Below are 13652 nucleotides of genomic sequence, written 5' to 3'. Positions count from 1 at the left end.
GCGGGCAGGAAAGGGGAGCGTCGTGTCGGAGAACACCGGGGCCCGGCCCGGTGACCTGGGTCGGCGGGTGGCGCTGCGGCGTGAGCGGCTGGGACTCACCCGGGAGCAGGTCGCCGAGCGCGCCGGGATGTCGCCGCACTTCCTGCGGTATGTGGAGGAGCGGCCCGCGGAGGCGGGCACGGGCACCCTGATGCGGCTCGCGGGAGCGCTGCGGATGCCCGTGGACGAGCTGCTGGGCGGCGGCGCGCAGGCCCCGCCCGGCGGCGGGCCCGCCGCGCGCCGCCCCGAGCTGGTCACCCTCGCCCCCGACGAGTGCCGCGACCTGCTGTCGGACCGGGGGGTGGGCCGGGTCGCGGTGGTGACGCCGCAGGGCCCCGAGGTGTTCCCGGTCAACTACGCCGTCGCGCACGACGTCGTGCTGTACCGCACCGAGCCGCGGGCCGGGCCCGCCGTGGGCCCCGGCACCCAGGTCGCCTTCGAGGTGGACCGGATCGACGACGCGCTCAGCCAGGGCTGGAGCGTGCTGGTGGTCGGCTCGGCGAGCCCCGTCAGCGAGTCCGAGGCGCGGCGGCTGCTCGGCGGGCGGCCACCGCCCGAGCCGTGGGCGGGCGGCGAGCGCGACGTGTGGGTGCGCGTGGAGCCGCAGCGGGTCAGCGGCCGCCGGATCCTGGTGGCCTGACCGGGCCGGCGGGGCCCGGGCCCCGCCGGCCGCCCTACGACGGCCAGGGGCCGAGCTCCGGCAGGGGAGCCGGGCCGAGCGGGCCGGGGGCGGTGCGGCCGGCCAGCCACGCCGCCAGGTCCCTCAGGTCGCCGCGCACCGCCACCTCGGTGCCCGAGCCGTGCGCGTACCGCTCGGGGCCGTCCGCCGCCTCCAGGATCAGCCGGGTGCCCTCGGGCGCCCGCGGGCCGAGGAAGACCAGCAGGTGCGCGCACAGCTCCCGGGGCCACTGCTCGGGACCGGAGCCGAGGCCCAGGTCGGCGGTGTGGATCTCCAGCTCCCGCCACCAGGCCAGCAGCACCGCGCGCACATCGCCGTCCCGGTAGCGGACGGGGCGCGACCAGTCGTCCGCGCCGACGGCGGCCCAGAGCGACTCCGCGCCGGTCAGCGCCTCGGCGAGGTCGCCGCGCAGCTCGTCCGCGCTCCGCAGCGCACCGGCCTCGATCGCCGCGTCCCGGGCCGGGCGGCCCCCGTCGTACACCTCGACCAGCTCGCCCCGCAGCGCGTACCGCGCCTGCCGGGTCAGCGCCCGGCACACCCCGGCGAGGTGCGCCAGCACATGGGCGCGGCTCCAGCCCGGCAGGGCGCTGGGCTCGCGCGCCGCCTCGTCGCCGAGGCCGCCCAGCAGCCCGCTCAGCCGCGCGTGCCCGTCCAGCACGGCGGCCCGCACCGCTCCGGGATCGACGGCGCCGGGGTCCGGGCCGCCGGGGCGCGGGGCGCCGGTTCCGAGGCCGCCGGGACTCGGGTCGTCGGGGTTCACGGCCACAGCAGCTCCTTCGTCCACCCGCCGTCCGCGCGGCGGTAGCTCAGCCGGGTGTGCGCGCGCTGCCGGTCGCCCTGCCAGAACTCCACGCGCTCGGGGCGCAGCGTGTACAGCGTCCAGCCGGGCGCCACCAGGCCGGGTTCGCGGGCCAGCCGCTCCCGCGCCCCGGCCAGCTCCGCCTCGCGCACCGCCGGGTCCGGCAGGGGACGGCTCTGCCGGCCGAGCAGCGCCTCCGCCCGCGCCCCGGCGCCGCGGGCCAGGAAGTCCCCGGCGCTCGCCTCCGGGCTCTCCGCCGCGACCGCGCCGCGCACCCGCACCTGCCGGGCGAGCGTGGGCCAGTGGAAGGTGAGCGCGGCCCGCGCCTCGTGCGCCAGGTCCCGGCCCTTGGGGCTGTCGCGGTGCGTCGCGAAGCGCCAGCCCGCGGCGTCCACGTCCTTCAGGAGCAGCACCCGCGCCGAAGGAGCCCCGTCCGGGCCGACCGTGGACAGCGTCATCGCGTGCGGCTCGGGCACCCCGCGGTCCACGGCGTGCAGCAGCCACTCGGTGAACAGTCCCACCGGCTCGTCCGGCGCGGCCCGCGTGTCGAAGACGGGCAGCTCCCCCGCGAACACGTCCAGCTCGCGCAGCAGCGCGCGCAGCTCCGCCATGCCGTCATCCCCTTCCGGCCCGGGTCGCTCCGACCCGGATTGGCTAATGGATGTCGGCGACTTTAGCATTAGCCAGGTGAGCGACAGCCAGGTGCCCGATCACCGTCTCGCCCTCGCGCTCGCCGTCACCGTCAGGCACGACGGCCACGGCGGCGTCGCCGACGACCTGGCCGCGCCCGAGGGCCTCACCGCCTGGGTGCGCGACCGGGCCGGGCCGCTGCGCGCGGCGCTCGACGGGTTCGTGCCAGAGGAGTTCACCGCCGACGCCGCGGCGCTCGAGGCGGTGCGGCAGGTGCGGGCGGCCGTGCGCGCCCTGTTCGCCCGCGCCGTGCACCCCGGGCCGCCGAGCCGCGCCGACGCGCACCGGCTGCTGCCGCCGCGGGACGCCGTCGAACTGCTCAACACGGCCGCCGCCCGCGTGCCGGCCTCGCCCCGCCTGCACTGGCCGGAGGAGGGCGAGCCGGTGGCCCGCGCCGGGTGGGCGCCCGGCCCGGCGGACGGGGACGTGCTGGCCGCCGCCCTGGCCCGGGACGCCATCGCGTTCCTGGCCGGCCCCGACCGGGCCCGGCTGCGGGCCTGCCCCGCGCCGCGGTGCGTGCGGTACTTCGTCAAGGACCACCCGCGGCAGGAGTGGTGCAAGCCGTCCTGCGGCAACCGCGCCCGAGTGGCCCGCCACCACCGGCGCCGGCGGGAGGACTCCTGAGCGCTTCCGGGCCGTCGGGCTCCCGGGGCGTGGCGAGGGGCCCGGTGCCGTCCTCGGCACCGGGCCCCTCGCAGGGCGGGTGAGACGCGCGACGCCGTGCGGCGTCGGGACGTCGGGACGTCGGTCAGGACGCCGGGACGTCAGGCCGCCGTCAGAACGCGAAGACCTGGCCCGTCTCGGCCTCCAGCACGCAGGTGTTGGCGTACGTCTGCTCGTACGTCACCCGCTTCCCCTGCCAGATGCCGTCGGCGGTCACCACGACCGGGTCGTAGATCTGCGGGCACACCCGGGAGGAGTCGCCGCTGAGCGAGGTGAAGTCACCGCGCGCCGCCGTGAGCTCCTCGCAGGCCGCCTCCGGGGCCGGGTGGTCGCCCGCGAGCGCGGGCGAGCAGCTCAGGGTCGCGGCCCTGGTCGCCGAGGACGAAGCGGCGGACTCGCCCTCGGAGACGGTCAGCACCAGCGCCGAGGGACCCCGGTCGGCGGGTGCCGGCTCCGCGCTCGCGGTGCCCGCGCCCGTGACCGCCAGGGCGCTCGCGGCCAGGACGAGTCCGAGACCGGCCCTCGCTGCTGTGTAGCGCATTTCGGATACCCCTTCGTGGGAGTTGTGGGAGATTTCGGGCTTACGACCGCGAGTGTTGCCCAAGCGGGCCAAGCATCGCATCTTCCGCAAAGACATCACGCCACGCCGTGTTCCGGCCGGATGGCCGGACCTCGCCCCGGGCCGAGCCGGAGCGCCTCCCCGCGCTCGACGCGCTGTCAGGTGGAGGTGCGCGCCCGCGCGCGTGCGGGAGCCGCGCCGTCTTCTACCCACCGCGCGCCGCCCGTCACGGCAGGGACAAGACGGACGAACACGGCCGAAACCCTGCGGGTGGCCCGCACCGCCCCGCGCGCGCCCCGCCGCGCCCCCGCCCCGCCCGGGGCCGCCGTCTCAGGCCCCGTAGCCGTACCCGTCCTCGTCGCCGCCACCGGCGGCGTCTGCGCCCCCGCCGCCGTCCAGGACCTCGCGCAGCCACGCCCGCTCGGCGCGGGCGGCGGTGCGGGCGGTGAGGAGCATGCCGCGGCGGTAGGGGTCGCTCACCTCCTCCGCGCGCAGCGGCCGGTCGCCCTCGTAGAAGAAGCTCACCGGCTCCTCCAGGAACGCCAGCCGCCGGCGCAGCACCGCGTGCTGCTCCGCGACGTCGGGGAGCAGGGAGAGGAACGCCAGGACGACGCAGAACCGGGCCGCGTCGGTGATCTCGTGGCGCGCGGGGTCGCGCAGCCGCCGCAGCACCTCGGCGCGGCCGGCGTCGGTCAGGCTCAGGACGTACCGCTGGGCGGCCGCGGCGCCCGGCTCGACCCGCCGGTCCAGCAGGCCGCGCTTCACCAGGCGGTTGATCGCGGGATACAGGCTGCCGTCGCTGACCGGGCGGGTGTGGCCGGACAGCCGGGCGACGCGGTGGCGCAGCTCGTAGCCGTGCAGCGGCCCGTCGGCGAGGAATCCCATGATCGCGAGCTCCAGCATGGCGCCATGCTGCCACGCCGGGCCGCGGTGTCCCGCGGCGACAAGCCCGCGGCGGGGCGCCCGCTCGCCGGGCGCCCGCAGGCCCGGCCCGCCGGAGCGGGCCGGGCCTGCGGGCGGGGGCCGCTACGCCGCGTCCCGCTTCACCATGTCGGCGCACTTCTCGCCGATCATCATGGTGGTGATGCACGGGTTCACGGTGACCAGGTCCGGCATCACCGAGCCGTCCGCGACCCGCAGCCCCGCCACGCCCTTGACCCGCAGCCGGGCGTCCAGCGGCGCCATGGGGTCGTCGTCGGCGCCCATCCGCACCGTCGAGGAAGGGTGGTAGACGGTGTTGTGGGTCTTGCGGATGTAGTCCAGCAGCTCCTCGTCCGACACCGCCTCCGGGCCCGGCGCCAGCTCCGCGCCCGCCCACTCCGCCAGCGCCGGCCGGGCCGCGATCCGGCGGGCCAGGCGCAGCCCGTACGTCATCACCCGCACGTCGTGCTCGTGCGTGAAGTAGCGCGGGTCCACCTTCGGCTTGTCCCGGTAGTCGCGGGTGCGCAGCCGCACCGTGCCGCGGGACCGGGCGCGGGTGACGTTCGGCGTCAGGCAGAACGCGTTCTCGCTGGTGGGGTAGCCGTGCCGCAGCGTGTTCAGGTCGAACGGCACCGAACCGTAGTGGAACATCAGGTCCGGCCGGTCCAGGCCCGGCTCGGTGTCGTAGAAGATCCCGATCTCCCACCACTGGGTGGAGGCGGTGGGCATGGGCCGCTTCGCCTCCCACATGACGACGCCCTCCGGGTGGTCCTGGAGGTTGGCGCCGACTCCCGGCGCGTCCCGCACCACCTCCACGCCGACCTCCCGCAGGTGGTCGGCGGGTCCGATCCCGGACAGCATCAGCAGCTTCGGCGTGTCGATGGCGCCGCAGCTCACGATCACCTCGCGCCGCGCGGCCACCGTGCGGGTGTGCACCAGGTCGGGGTCCAGGTACTCCACGCCCGTGCAGCGCCGCCCGGAGTCCAGCACCAGGCGCTTGGCCCGCACGCCGGTGCGCACCTGGAGGTTGGGGCGGCTGCCCAGCACCGGGTGCAGATAGGCCACGGACGACGACTGGCGGACGTTGTCCTCGTCGGCGTTGATCTGGAACCAGTTGGCGCCGCGCAGCACCGTCCCGCCCGTGTTGAACGGGGTGGTGGGGATCCCGGCCTCGGCGCAGGCCCGCAGCAGCGCCGCGCCGCACGGGTCGGCGGACTTGATGCCGCGGATCCTCACCGGGCCGGTCCTGCCGTGGTGGTCGCCCGGCGCGTCGTTGTTCTCCAGGCGCCGGTACAGCGGGAAGCAGTCGGCCGCGCTCCACCCGGTGCAGCCCGCCGCCGCCCAGTCGTCCAGGTCCTGGGCGGGGGCCCAGAAGGCGATGCAGGAGTTGTGCGACGAGCAGCCGCCGAGCACCCTGGCGCGGGCGTGCCGCATGAAGCTGTTGCCGTTCTCCTGCGCCTCGACCGGGTAGTCCCAGTCGTAGCCGGACTCCAGCAGCGCCATCCAGCGCTCCAGGCGCAGGATCGCGTCGTCACCGACGTCGGAGGGCCCGGCCTCCAGCACGCACACGGACACCGAGGGGTCCTCGCTCAGCCGCGCCGCCACCACGTTGCCCGCGGTGCCGCCGCCGACGATCACGTAGTCGAACCGGTCCGTCATGGGGTCTCCTCACCTGTTGTCGTCTCGGTGGTCCGGGTCGGGGCCGTCACTCGGCGCGGGCCGCCGCCGCGGCGCCGGGGGCGGGGGCGCGCCTGCCGGTCCTCCCGGCGGTCGCGGCGTGCTCGGCGAGCACCCCGGTGCGGTGCCGCTGGACGAACCAGTAGTAGGCGAAGCCGCCGACCGCCACGGTCCCCACGAACAGGAAGGCGCCCCAGCGCAGGTACCAGTGGTGGGGCGGGGTCGCGTTGTACACGGCGGAGCGCGGCCACGCCAGGTTCACCGTCATCCCGGCGCCCCACAGCACGGCCAGGACGTTGACGGGCAGGCCCAGGCGGCCGAGGGAGAACTTGCCGTCGCCGCGGCACGCCCACCGCCCGCGCACCCTGGCGACCAGCATCGGCCCGGTCACCAGCAGATAGGCCAGGTAGATCATGATGATGCCGATGCTGGTGACGACGGAGAAGATCTGCGGCTGGCGGATGTTGAGCAGCAGCACACCGAGCGCGAGCGCGCCGATGATCACCGCGGGCAGCACCGGCGTCCTGAAGCGCGGGCTGACCCGGGCCATCAGCGACGCGGCGGGCAGGTTGTTGTCGCGGGACATGGCGAACGCCAGCCGTATCGCGGCGGTGTGCACGGCGAGCGCGCACACGGTGACCGCGATGAGCACGCACCACAGCATGGCCTTGCCGACCGTGCCGCCGAGCACGTCCAGCACCACGTACTGGAGGCCGTCGGTGGACAGGCCCTCGCCGCCCATGTCGCGCACGCTCATCAGCGCCAGCAGCAGGATCAGGCCGCCCAGCAGGAAGGAGGCGAGCAGCGCCCGCAGGATCGCCCGGGGCGCGTTGCGCGACGGGTCGAGGGACTCCTCGCCGAGGGAGGCGGCGGTGTCGAAGCCGTACATCACGTACGCGGACGCGAGGGAGGCGGCGAGGAACGCGCCGAGGTAACCGGCGCCGTGCCCGGCGCCGGTGCCGTGCGTCTCCAGCACCACGTCCGGGCCGCGCACCACGTGCACGGCGAGCAGCACGATCAGCACGACGGCGGCGATCAGCTCGATGAACACGCCCGCGGTGTTGATGCGGGCCATCAGCTTGACGCCGAAGGCGTTGACGAGGGTGGTGAACAGGATGAGCACGCCCGCCAGCAGGACGGCGTTGGTCGCCACGTCGTAGGTGCCCGTGCCGTCGCCGACGACCTGGAAGACGTCCGAGATCTGCGGCAGCGTCAACTGGTAGGCGAGCGCGACGGCGGCCAGCGACACGATCGAGGCCACCAGCATCATCCACCCGGCCAGCCAGCCGACGTGCCGGTTGCCGAGCTTCTTCGACCAGTTGTAGACCGATCCGGCGATGGGGTGGCGGGCCGCCAGCTCGGCGAAGCACAGCGCCACCATGAGCTGCCCGGCGAACACCATCGGCCAGGACCACCAGTAGGCGGGCCCGCCGAGGCCGTAGCCGAGGTAGAACAACTGGAAGGTGCCGGTGAGGATCGAGATGTAGCTGATTCCCGCGGCGAAGGTGTGGAAGGTGCCCAGGGTGCGTTTGAGCTCCGGGCGGTAGCCGAACTCGGCCAGGCCGTCGTCGTCGTGGCTGGTGCCCGGCGGCGCGGGCTTGTGGGTGGTGGCCATCAGCGGACTCCTGTGGGGTGGGGGGACTTCTCCGGCGGACGGCGGGCCCCGGGGCGGGCCTCGGGGGGGCGGTCGGGAGGGGGGTGGGGAGCGGACGGGGGGGGGTGTGGGTGGTGCCGCGCCGGGTACGCGGACCGGGAGGGTGACGGCGACGGCGCGGTGGTGGCGGCGACGGTGGCGCGGGGCGGCGGAACGGCTGTGGGCCGACGCCCGCCCGGGGCACGGCCGGGGGTTCCCGGCCCGCCTCCGCGCAGGGTCCCGACCCGCCTCGCCCCGGCCCTTCCCGACGGGCCCCGCGCCCCGGCGGCGCGTCAGCGGGTGCGGCCGCCCGGCCTCCTGACGGCCCCGCCCGCCGCCCCGGCGGTGCGCCGCGGCCCGCGAGCGCCTAGGAAGCGAACCAGTGCTGCGGCTTGGGCGCGGTGTTGCGCCAGATGTGCTTGGGCTCCCGGTACTCCGCGAGCCCGGCGGGCCCCAGCTCCCGGCCGACCCCGGACTGCTTGAATCCGCCCCACTCCGCCTGCGGCAGGTACGGGTGGTAGTCGTTGATCCACACCGTGCCCAGGCGCAGCGCCGACGCGACCCGGCGCGCCCTGGCCTCGTCGCCGGTCCACACCGCCCCGGCCAGGCCGTACACCGTGTCGTTGGCGAGCCGGACGGCCTCCTCCTCGGAGCGGAACCGCTCCACGGTCAGCACCGGGCCGAACGACTCCTCGCGGACCACCGACATGCCCGAGCGGCACTCGTCCAGCACCGTCGGCAGGTAGTAGAAGCCGCCCTCCAGCGCCGGGTCGCCGGGGCGGGCGCCGCCGCAGCGCAGCACCGCGCCCTCGGCGAGGCCCGCGGCGACGTACGCCTCGACCTTCGCCCGGTGCTGGGCCGAGATCAGCGGCCCGGCCTGCGCCCGCTCGTCGAAGGGGCCGCCGAGCCGGATGCGCCCGGCGCGCCGCACCACCTCGTCCACGAACCGGTCGTGCAGCGCGTCCTCCACCAGCAGCCGCGCCCCGGCCGAGCACACCTGCCCCGAGTGCAGGAACACCGCGGTCAGCGCGAAGTCCACGGCGGCCTCGAAGTCGGCGTCGGCGAACACCACGTTGGGGTTCTTGCCGCCCAGCTCCAGGGCGATCTTCTTGACGGTGCCCGCGGCCGCCGCCATGATCCGCCGCCCGGTGGCCAGGCCGCCGGTGAAGGAGACCATGTCCACCCCGGGGTGCTCGGCCAGCGGCGCGCCCGCCCCGGGGCCGGCGCCCAGCACCAGGTTGGCCGCCCCTTCGGGCAGCCCGGCCTCCTGGAGCAGCCGCATCAGGTGGATCGCCGTGTGCGGGGTCAGCTCGCTGGGCTTGAGCACCACGGTGTTGCCCGCGGCCAGCGCCGGGGCGACCTTCCACGCGGTCTGGAGCAGCGGGTAGTTCCACGGCGTGATCAGGCCGCACACGCCGACGGGCTCGTACACCACCCGGCTCTCGGCGTCCGGGGTGCCGGTGTCCACCACCCGGCCGGTCTCGGTGCCGATCAGACGGCCGAAGTACCGGAAGCAGGCGGTGACGTCGTCGATGTCGTACTCGCTCTCCACCAGGCGCTTGCCGGTGTCCAGCGACTCGGCGCGGGCGAGCGCCGCCCGGTCGCGGACCAGCAGGTCGGCGACGCGCAGCAGCAGGTCGCCGCGCTCGGCCGGGGAGGTGCGCGGCCAGGGCCCCTCGTCGAAGGCGCGGCGCGCGGCGGCGATCGCCTCCGCGGTGTCCTCGGCTCCGCCCTCGTCCACCACCGCGACGAGGCTGCCGTCGGCGGGGCAGCGGATCTCGCGGGTCCTTTCGTCGCCTGCGGCGGTCCACACGCCGCCGATGAACAGTTCGGGCATCGGGTCTTCCTCCAGGTCGGGCCGGGCACGGCCGGGCCGTCCCCCCGCCCGGGGCACGGGGGAGGTCACGGCGGTGGCGGCGCGCCTTTCCGGCCATGGCCGGTTCCATGCGGAAGTGTGACGACCGGCACACGCCTCCGCCCCGCGCCGCCGCCGCGCCGGCCCGCCCGTCCGCCCGCCGCCCGGGGCCCTCCTCAGGCGGGTCGCGCGCCGGGGCGGCGGGGGTCGAACAGGCCGACGGGGTGGGCGGTCGCGCCGGTGAGCGCCAGGTCGGCGAGGATCTCCCCGACGACCGGCGTGAACTTGAAGCCGTGTCCGGAGAACCCGCACGCCACGGTCACGGCGTCCGGGTGCGCCGGGTGCCGGGCGATGACGAAGTGCTCGTCCGGGGTGTTGGTGTACATGCAGGTGGACGCCTTGAGGAAGGCGCCGGGCAGGGACGGCAGGGTCGCGGACAGGTGCCGCTCCATCGCCGCCACCTCGTGGTCGTGCACGGTGCGGTCGACGGTCCGCGGGGTGCAGGCGGAGCCGCCGTGGAAGAACGCCACCTTGGCGCCGCCGCGCGGGCCGTCGATGGCCGGGAACCCGTACACCTGGGTGCCGTCGGGGTCCTCCCAGATGTAGATCGGGTGCCGGTCCGGCAGGTACGGCGCCACCCCGCCGCGTGGCTGGAACCAGTACATGACCTGCCGCTCCACGGTGAACGGCACGCCGAGGTCCGCCAGCAGCTCCGGCGCCCACGCGCCCGGGCACACCACGAGGTGGCCCGCGGTGAAGGTGTCCTCCGAGGTGTGCACCCGCACCCCGGCGCCGAGCGGCAGCGCCTCCCAGCGGGTGACGGGTTCCTCGAACCGCAGCTCGGCGCCGTCCCTGGCGGCGAGCGCGAGGTGGGCGGCGACGGTGTGCTCCGGGCGCAGCAGCCCGGCGCGGGGCTCGTACAGCGCCACCTCGTCGTCGCGCGGGGCGAGCGTCGGGAAGCGGCGGCGGATCCCGGCCGCGTCCAGCACCTCGTGCGGCAGGTCCCACGTCCGCGCGGACCGCAGCGAGCCGGCGACCGTGCGGCTGTCCGGCCGGCCCACCATCAGGCCGCCGCAGAGGATCGCGACCTCGCGGCCCGAGTCCCGCGCCAGGCGCTCGTACAGCTCGTAGGCGCGCAGCAGCAGCGGCACGTACTCGGGCCCCTCGAAGTACGACTGCCGGGTGATGCGGGAGCCGCCGTGGCTGGAGCCGCGGCTGTGCACCGGGCCGAACCGCTCCAGGCCGAGGACGCGCGCGCCGCGCGCGGCCAGGTGGTGGGCGGCGGCGCTGCCCATGCCGCCGAGGCCGAGGACGATCACGTCGTAGGTGGGGGACACGCTTGACCTCCGGGAAGCGGGTTCTGCGCGGTCGAGCCGCGGTCCGCCGGCGGGCGGCGGACACTGCCTTCTACCCGGCCCGCCCACCGCCCCCGCGGCCGGGGTCCCCCTCCCCTTCCAAGGACGCGCGCCCCGCACCACCGACGGCCCCCACCCAGCCACCCAACCGGCTCCCACCGGTGTCCCGCCTCCATCGGCCCGCCCACGTCCCCCCCGCCCGGGGCCCCGGCCCTCCTCCGCCCGATCCGCCCACCAGCGCCCCGCCCCCCGAGCGCCCCCGTCCGGGGCCCCTCCGGCCCCCTATCCCCACGCCGGAAAAATCACGGGATCGCTCTTGCCTTCTTTAGTCATGCGCGCGTCAATGGCGGTGGAAACTGACGGACCGTCACCGACCCCGTCACCGACCGTCCCGGTGCGCACGCACACGGAGGATCCCCTGCCCACGCCGCACCGGCGGTGTGCAGTCCGCCGTGCCCGTGCGCGCCGGACCCGACCCATCCGTGCGGCAGTCAGGCAGACTCCCCCATACCGGAAGGCACCGCCATGAAGCACAAGCTCGGCATCGGTACGGCCCTGGGCGCGGCGGCACTGGCCACGGGCGCGCTGGTGCTGGCACCGACGGCCGGCGCCGTCACCCCCACCACCGCCACCCTCACGGCGAGCTGCGGCACCTACGGCTCCGGCCTGGCGACCCTCACCGCCACCCAGAGCGGGACGGCCGCGACCATCACCCTGACGTCCTCCGCCGTCAAGTCGCCCGTCGCCGTGTCCGCCGGGTCCATCACCTCCACCCTGACCCTGTCGAAGAACGGCACCGGCACCACCACGTTCACCGGCAGCGCCAACCCGGCCATCCCGGCCAACGGCCCCGTCTCCACCGGCCCGCTGAAGGGCACGGTCGCCTCCGGGGACAAGCTGGAGGCCAAGTCGCTCAAGCTCGTGGTGTTCGGCCTGATCACCATCAACTGCACGGCCACCACCCCGCAGTCCCCGGGGCCGTTCGTCTTCTGACCCGCGTCGCCGCCGCGCCCCGCGCCCCGCGCCGGGCCGGCGGCACCCGGACCGACCGCAGCCCGCCGCTCCCCCCGAGCGGCGGGCTGCCGCGCCGTGCGCCCGCCGCAGCGCCGCAGCGCCGCGGCTCCACGGCGGGAGCGGGCCGGGGCGGGGGCGCCCGCCGCCGGTGTGTGCTGGAATCCGACCAGCCGCACGCCGACCCCGGCTCGCCCGAGCCCCGCGACAGACCTGGAGCCCGACGTGACCAGCACCCCGCACGAGCCGCCCGCCGCCGCAGGACCGGGCGGGGACCCGGCCCCGCCCCTCACCCTGCTGCGGGCGCGTCTGGGCCCCGGCGGCCCGCTCGCCTGCGTCCGCGTCGAGCACGGACGGATCGTCACCATCCACCCCGGTGCGGACGCCGGTGCCGCGGACCGAGGCGAGGACACCTTCGACTGCGCGGGCCGCACCCTGCTCCCCGGCCTGTGGGACGCCCATGTGCACGCCACCCAGTGGGCGAGCGTCCGCCGCCGCCTGGACCTGTCGGGGCCGGCGTCCGCCCGCGCCGCGGCCGACGCCGTCCGCGCCCACGCCGCGGGCCTGCCGCCGGGGGAGATGCTGACCGGCCACGGCTTCCGCGACGGCCTGTGGCCCGACGCCCCGCACCGCGACCTGCTCGACGCCGCGCTGCCGGACCGGCCCGCCGTCCTGGTCAGCGCCGACCTGCACTGCGTGTGGACCAACTCCGCCGGGCTCGCCCTGCTCGGCAGGCCCGAGCACCCCACCGGGCTGCTCCGCGAGCACGAGGCGCTCCAGGCCGCGGCCGACCTGCCCGCCGTGCCCGCGCACGTCCTCGACCAGTGGGTGGCCGAGGCGTGCCGGGCCGCCGCCGCCCGCGGCGTCACCGGCTTCCTTGACCTGGAGTACGCCGACAACGTCACCGACTGGACCCGCCGCACGGCCGCCGGACAGGCCGCGGTCCGCGTCGCCGCGGGCATCTACCCCGAGTACCTGGACGCGGCGATCGACCGGGGCCTGCGCACCGGCGAGGCGCTGCCGGGCTGCCCGGGACCGGTCGAGGCGGGGCCGCTGAAGCTGTTCGTGGACGGTTCCCTCAACACCCGCACCGCCCTGTGCCACGACCCGTACCCGGGCCTGGAGCACACCGCCGAGTCGCACGGCCTGCTCCAGACGCCGCCGGAGGAGCTCGTCCCGCTGATGCGGCGGGCCGCCGCGCACGGCATCGAACCCGCCGTCCACGCGATCGGCGACCGCGCCAACTCCCTCGCCCTGGACGCGTTCGAGGCGGTGCGCTGCCGCGGGCGCATCGAGCACGCCCAGTTGCTCACCGCCGCCGACGTGCCGCGCTTCGCCGCGCTGGACGTGACCGTCGGCGTGCAGCCCACCCACGCCCCCGACGACCGCGACGTGGCCGAGCGGCACTGGGCGGGCCGCACCGACCGCGCCTTCGCCTACGCCGACCTGCTGGCCGCGGGCGCCCGCCTGGAGCTGGGCTCCGACGCGCCGGTGGCGCCGCTCGACCCGTGGCTGACCATCGCCTCCGCGGTCTCCCGCACCCGCGACGACCGCCCCTCCTGGCACCCCGAGCAGGCCCTGCCGCTGCGCGCCGCGCTGGCCGGCGCGGCCAGGGGCAGGCGGCTGATCCGGGTGGGCGACGCGGCCGACCTGGTCCTCGTCGACACCGACCCGCTGACCGCGGACGTGGCGACCCTGCGCCGGATGCCCGTCCACGCCACGATGCTGGGCGGCCGCTGGACGTACCGGGCCGGGTGAGCCGCCCGCCCGG

Annotated in this window: 12 protein-coding genes; 4 read left to right on the top strand and 8 right to left on the bottom strand. The window is 76.5% G+C overall.

Features of this window, described 5'->3' with window-relative positions; translation table 11 throughout:
• Nucleotides 1-22 precede the first annotated feature (22 nt).
• Entirely contained in the window at nucleotides 23-679 is a 657-nt protein-coding gene (locus ACYVO2_RS24285; protein WP_461010082.1) for a helix-turn-helix domain-containing protein, read from the top strand.
• Nucleotides 680-713: 34 nt separating this feature from the next.
• On the opposite strand, the gene ACYVO2_RS24280 is transcribed toward ACYVO2_RS24285, so the two are convergent.
• Together ACYVO2_RS24280 and ACYVO2_RS24275 are read right to left on the bottom strand one after the other, a co-directional pair.
• On the bottom strand, nucleotides 714-1484 hold the full coding sequence (locus tag ACYVO2_RS24280; protein ID WP_461010081.1) for a maleylpyruvate isomerase family mycothiol-dependent enzyme: 771 nt from the start codon (nucleotides 1482-1484) through the stop codon (nucleotides 714-716).
• Complete coding sequence (locus ACYVO2_RS24275) at nucleotides 1475-2128, bottom strand: pyridoxine/pyridoxamine 5'-phosphate oxidase (RefSeq protein ID WP_461010080.1); 654 nt, start codon at nucleotides 2126-2128, stop codon at nucleotides 1475-1477. Before ACYVO2_RS24275 ends, ACYVO2_RS24280 begins: the two co-directional genes overlap by 10 nt.
• A 46-nt stretch (nucleotides 2129-2174) precedes the next feature.
• On the opposite strand from ACYVO2_RS24275, the gene ACYVO2_RS24270 reads away from it, so the two are divergent.
• Entirely contained in the window at nucleotides 2175-2831 is a 657-nt protein-coding gene (locus ACYVO2_RS24270) for a CGNR zinc finger domain-containing protein (protein ID WP_461010079.1), read from the top strand.
• Nucleotides 2832-2982: 151 nt separating this feature from the next.
• On the opposite strand, the gene ACYVO2_RS24265 is transcribed toward ACYVO2_RS24270, so the two are convergent.
• The 6 genes from ACYVO2_RS24265 to solA form a co-directional block, all read right to left on the bottom strand.
• The gene (locus tag ACYVO2_RS24265) at nucleotides 2983-3411 is read right to left on the bottom strand and encodes an SSI family serine proteinase inhibitor (RefSeq protein WP_461010078.1); all 429 of its coding nucleotides are present in this window, start codon (nucleotides 3409-3411) and stop codon (nucleotides 2983-2985) included.
• 348 nt (nucleotides 3412-3759) lie between these two features.
• Complete coding sequence (locus tag ACYVO2_RS24260) at nucleotides 3760-4332, bottom strand: PadR family transcriptional regulator (protein ID WP_461010077.1); 573 nt, start codon at nucleotides 4330-4332, stop codon at nucleotides 3760-3762.
• 123 nt (nucleotides 4333-4455) lie between these two features.
• Complete coding sequence (locus tag ACYVO2_RS24255; RefSeq protein WP_461010076.1) at nucleotides 4456-6009, bottom strand: GMC family oxidoreductase; 1554 nt, start codon at nucleotides 6007-6009, stop codon at nucleotides 4456-4458.
• A gap of 46 nt (nucleotides 6010-6055) precedes the next feature.
• Complete coding sequence (locus tag ACYVO2_RS24250; RefSeq protein ID WP_461010075.1) at nucleotides 6056-7642, bottom strand: APC family permease; 1587 nt, start codon at nucleotides 7640-7642, stop codon at nucleotides 6056-6058.
• Nucleotides 7643-8027: 385 nt separating this feature from the next.
• Nucleotides 8028-9497, bottom strand: a complete 1470-nt coding sequence (locus tag ACYVO2_RS24245) for an aldehyde dehydrogenase family protein (protein WP_461010074.1) — start codon at nucleotides 9495-9497, stop codon at nucleotides 8028-8030.
• 194 nt (nucleotides 9498-9691) lie between these two features.
• Nucleotides 9692-10852 carry an N-methyl-L-tryptophan oxidase gene (solA, locus tag ACYVO2_RS24240; RefSeq protein ID WP_461010073.1) on the bottom strand — a complete coding sequence of 387 codons (1161 nt, stop codon included), beginning with the start codon at nucleotides 10850-10852 and terminating at the stop codon, nucleotides 9692-9694.
• A 543-nt stretch (nucleotides 10853-11395) separates the two neighbouring features.
• Here solA and ACYVO2_RS24235 point away from each other — a divergent pair.
• Both ACYVO2_RS24235 and ACYVO2_RS24230 read left to right on the top strand, forming a co-directional pair.
• The gene (locus ACYVO2_RS24235) at nucleotides 11396-11863 is read left to right on the top strand and encodes a hypothetical protein (RefSeq protein ID WP_461010072.1); all 468 of its coding nucleotides are present in this window, start codon (nucleotides 11396-11398) and stop codon (nucleotides 11861-11863) included.
• Nucleotides 11864-12106: 243 nt separating this feature from the next.
• Nucleotides 12107-13639, top strand: a complete 1533-nt coding sequence (locus ACYVO2_RS24230) for an amidohydrolase (protein WP_461010071.1) — start codon at nucleotides 12107-12109, stop codon at nucleotides 13637-13639.
• Nucleotides 13640-13652 lie beyond the last annotated feature (13 nt).

The organism is Streptomyces capparidis (assembly GCF_054782095.1).
The sequence above is the reverse complement of the archived record's forward strand: the minus strand, read 5'-3'. Positions and strand labels throughout refer to the sequence as shown.

Excerpts from the sequence above, each read along its gene's own strand:
- ACYVO2_RS24235 (WP_461010072.1), top strand. The coding sequence starts at position 11,396 with ATGAAGCACAAGCTCGGCATCGGTACGGCCCTGGGCGCGGCGGCACTG.
- ACYVO2_RS24275 (WP_461010080.1), bottom strand. The coding sequence starts at position 2,128 with ATGGCGGAGCTGCGCGCGCTGCTGCGCGAGCTGGACGTGTTCGCGGGG.
- ACYVO2_RS24270 (WP_461010079.1), top strand. The coding sequence starts at position 2,175 with ATGGATGTCGGCGACTTTAGCATTAGCCAGGTGAGCGACAGCCAGGTG.
- ACYVO2_RS24250 (WP_461010075.1), bottom strand. The coding sequence starts at position 7,642 with ATGGCCACCACCCACAAGCCCGCGCCGCCGGGCACCAGCCACGACGAC.
- ACYVO2_RS24260 (WP_461010077.1), bottom strand. The coding sequence starts at position 4,332 with ATGCTGGAGCTCGCGATCATGGGATTCCTCGCCGACGGGCCGCTGCAC.
- ACYVO2_RS24255 (WP_461010076.1), bottom strand. The coding sequence starts at position 6,009 with ATGACGGACCGGTTCGACTACGTGATCGTCGGCGGCGGCACCGCGGGC.
- ACYVO2_RS24245 (WP_461010074.1), bottom strand. The coding sequence starts at position 9,497 with ATGCCCGAACTGTTCATCGGCGGCGTGTGGACCGCCGCAGGCGACGAA.
- ACYVO2_RS24265 (WP_461010078.1), bottom strand. The coding sequence starts at position 3,411 with ATGCGCTACACAGCAGCGAGGGCCGGTCTCGGACTCGTCCTGGCCGCG.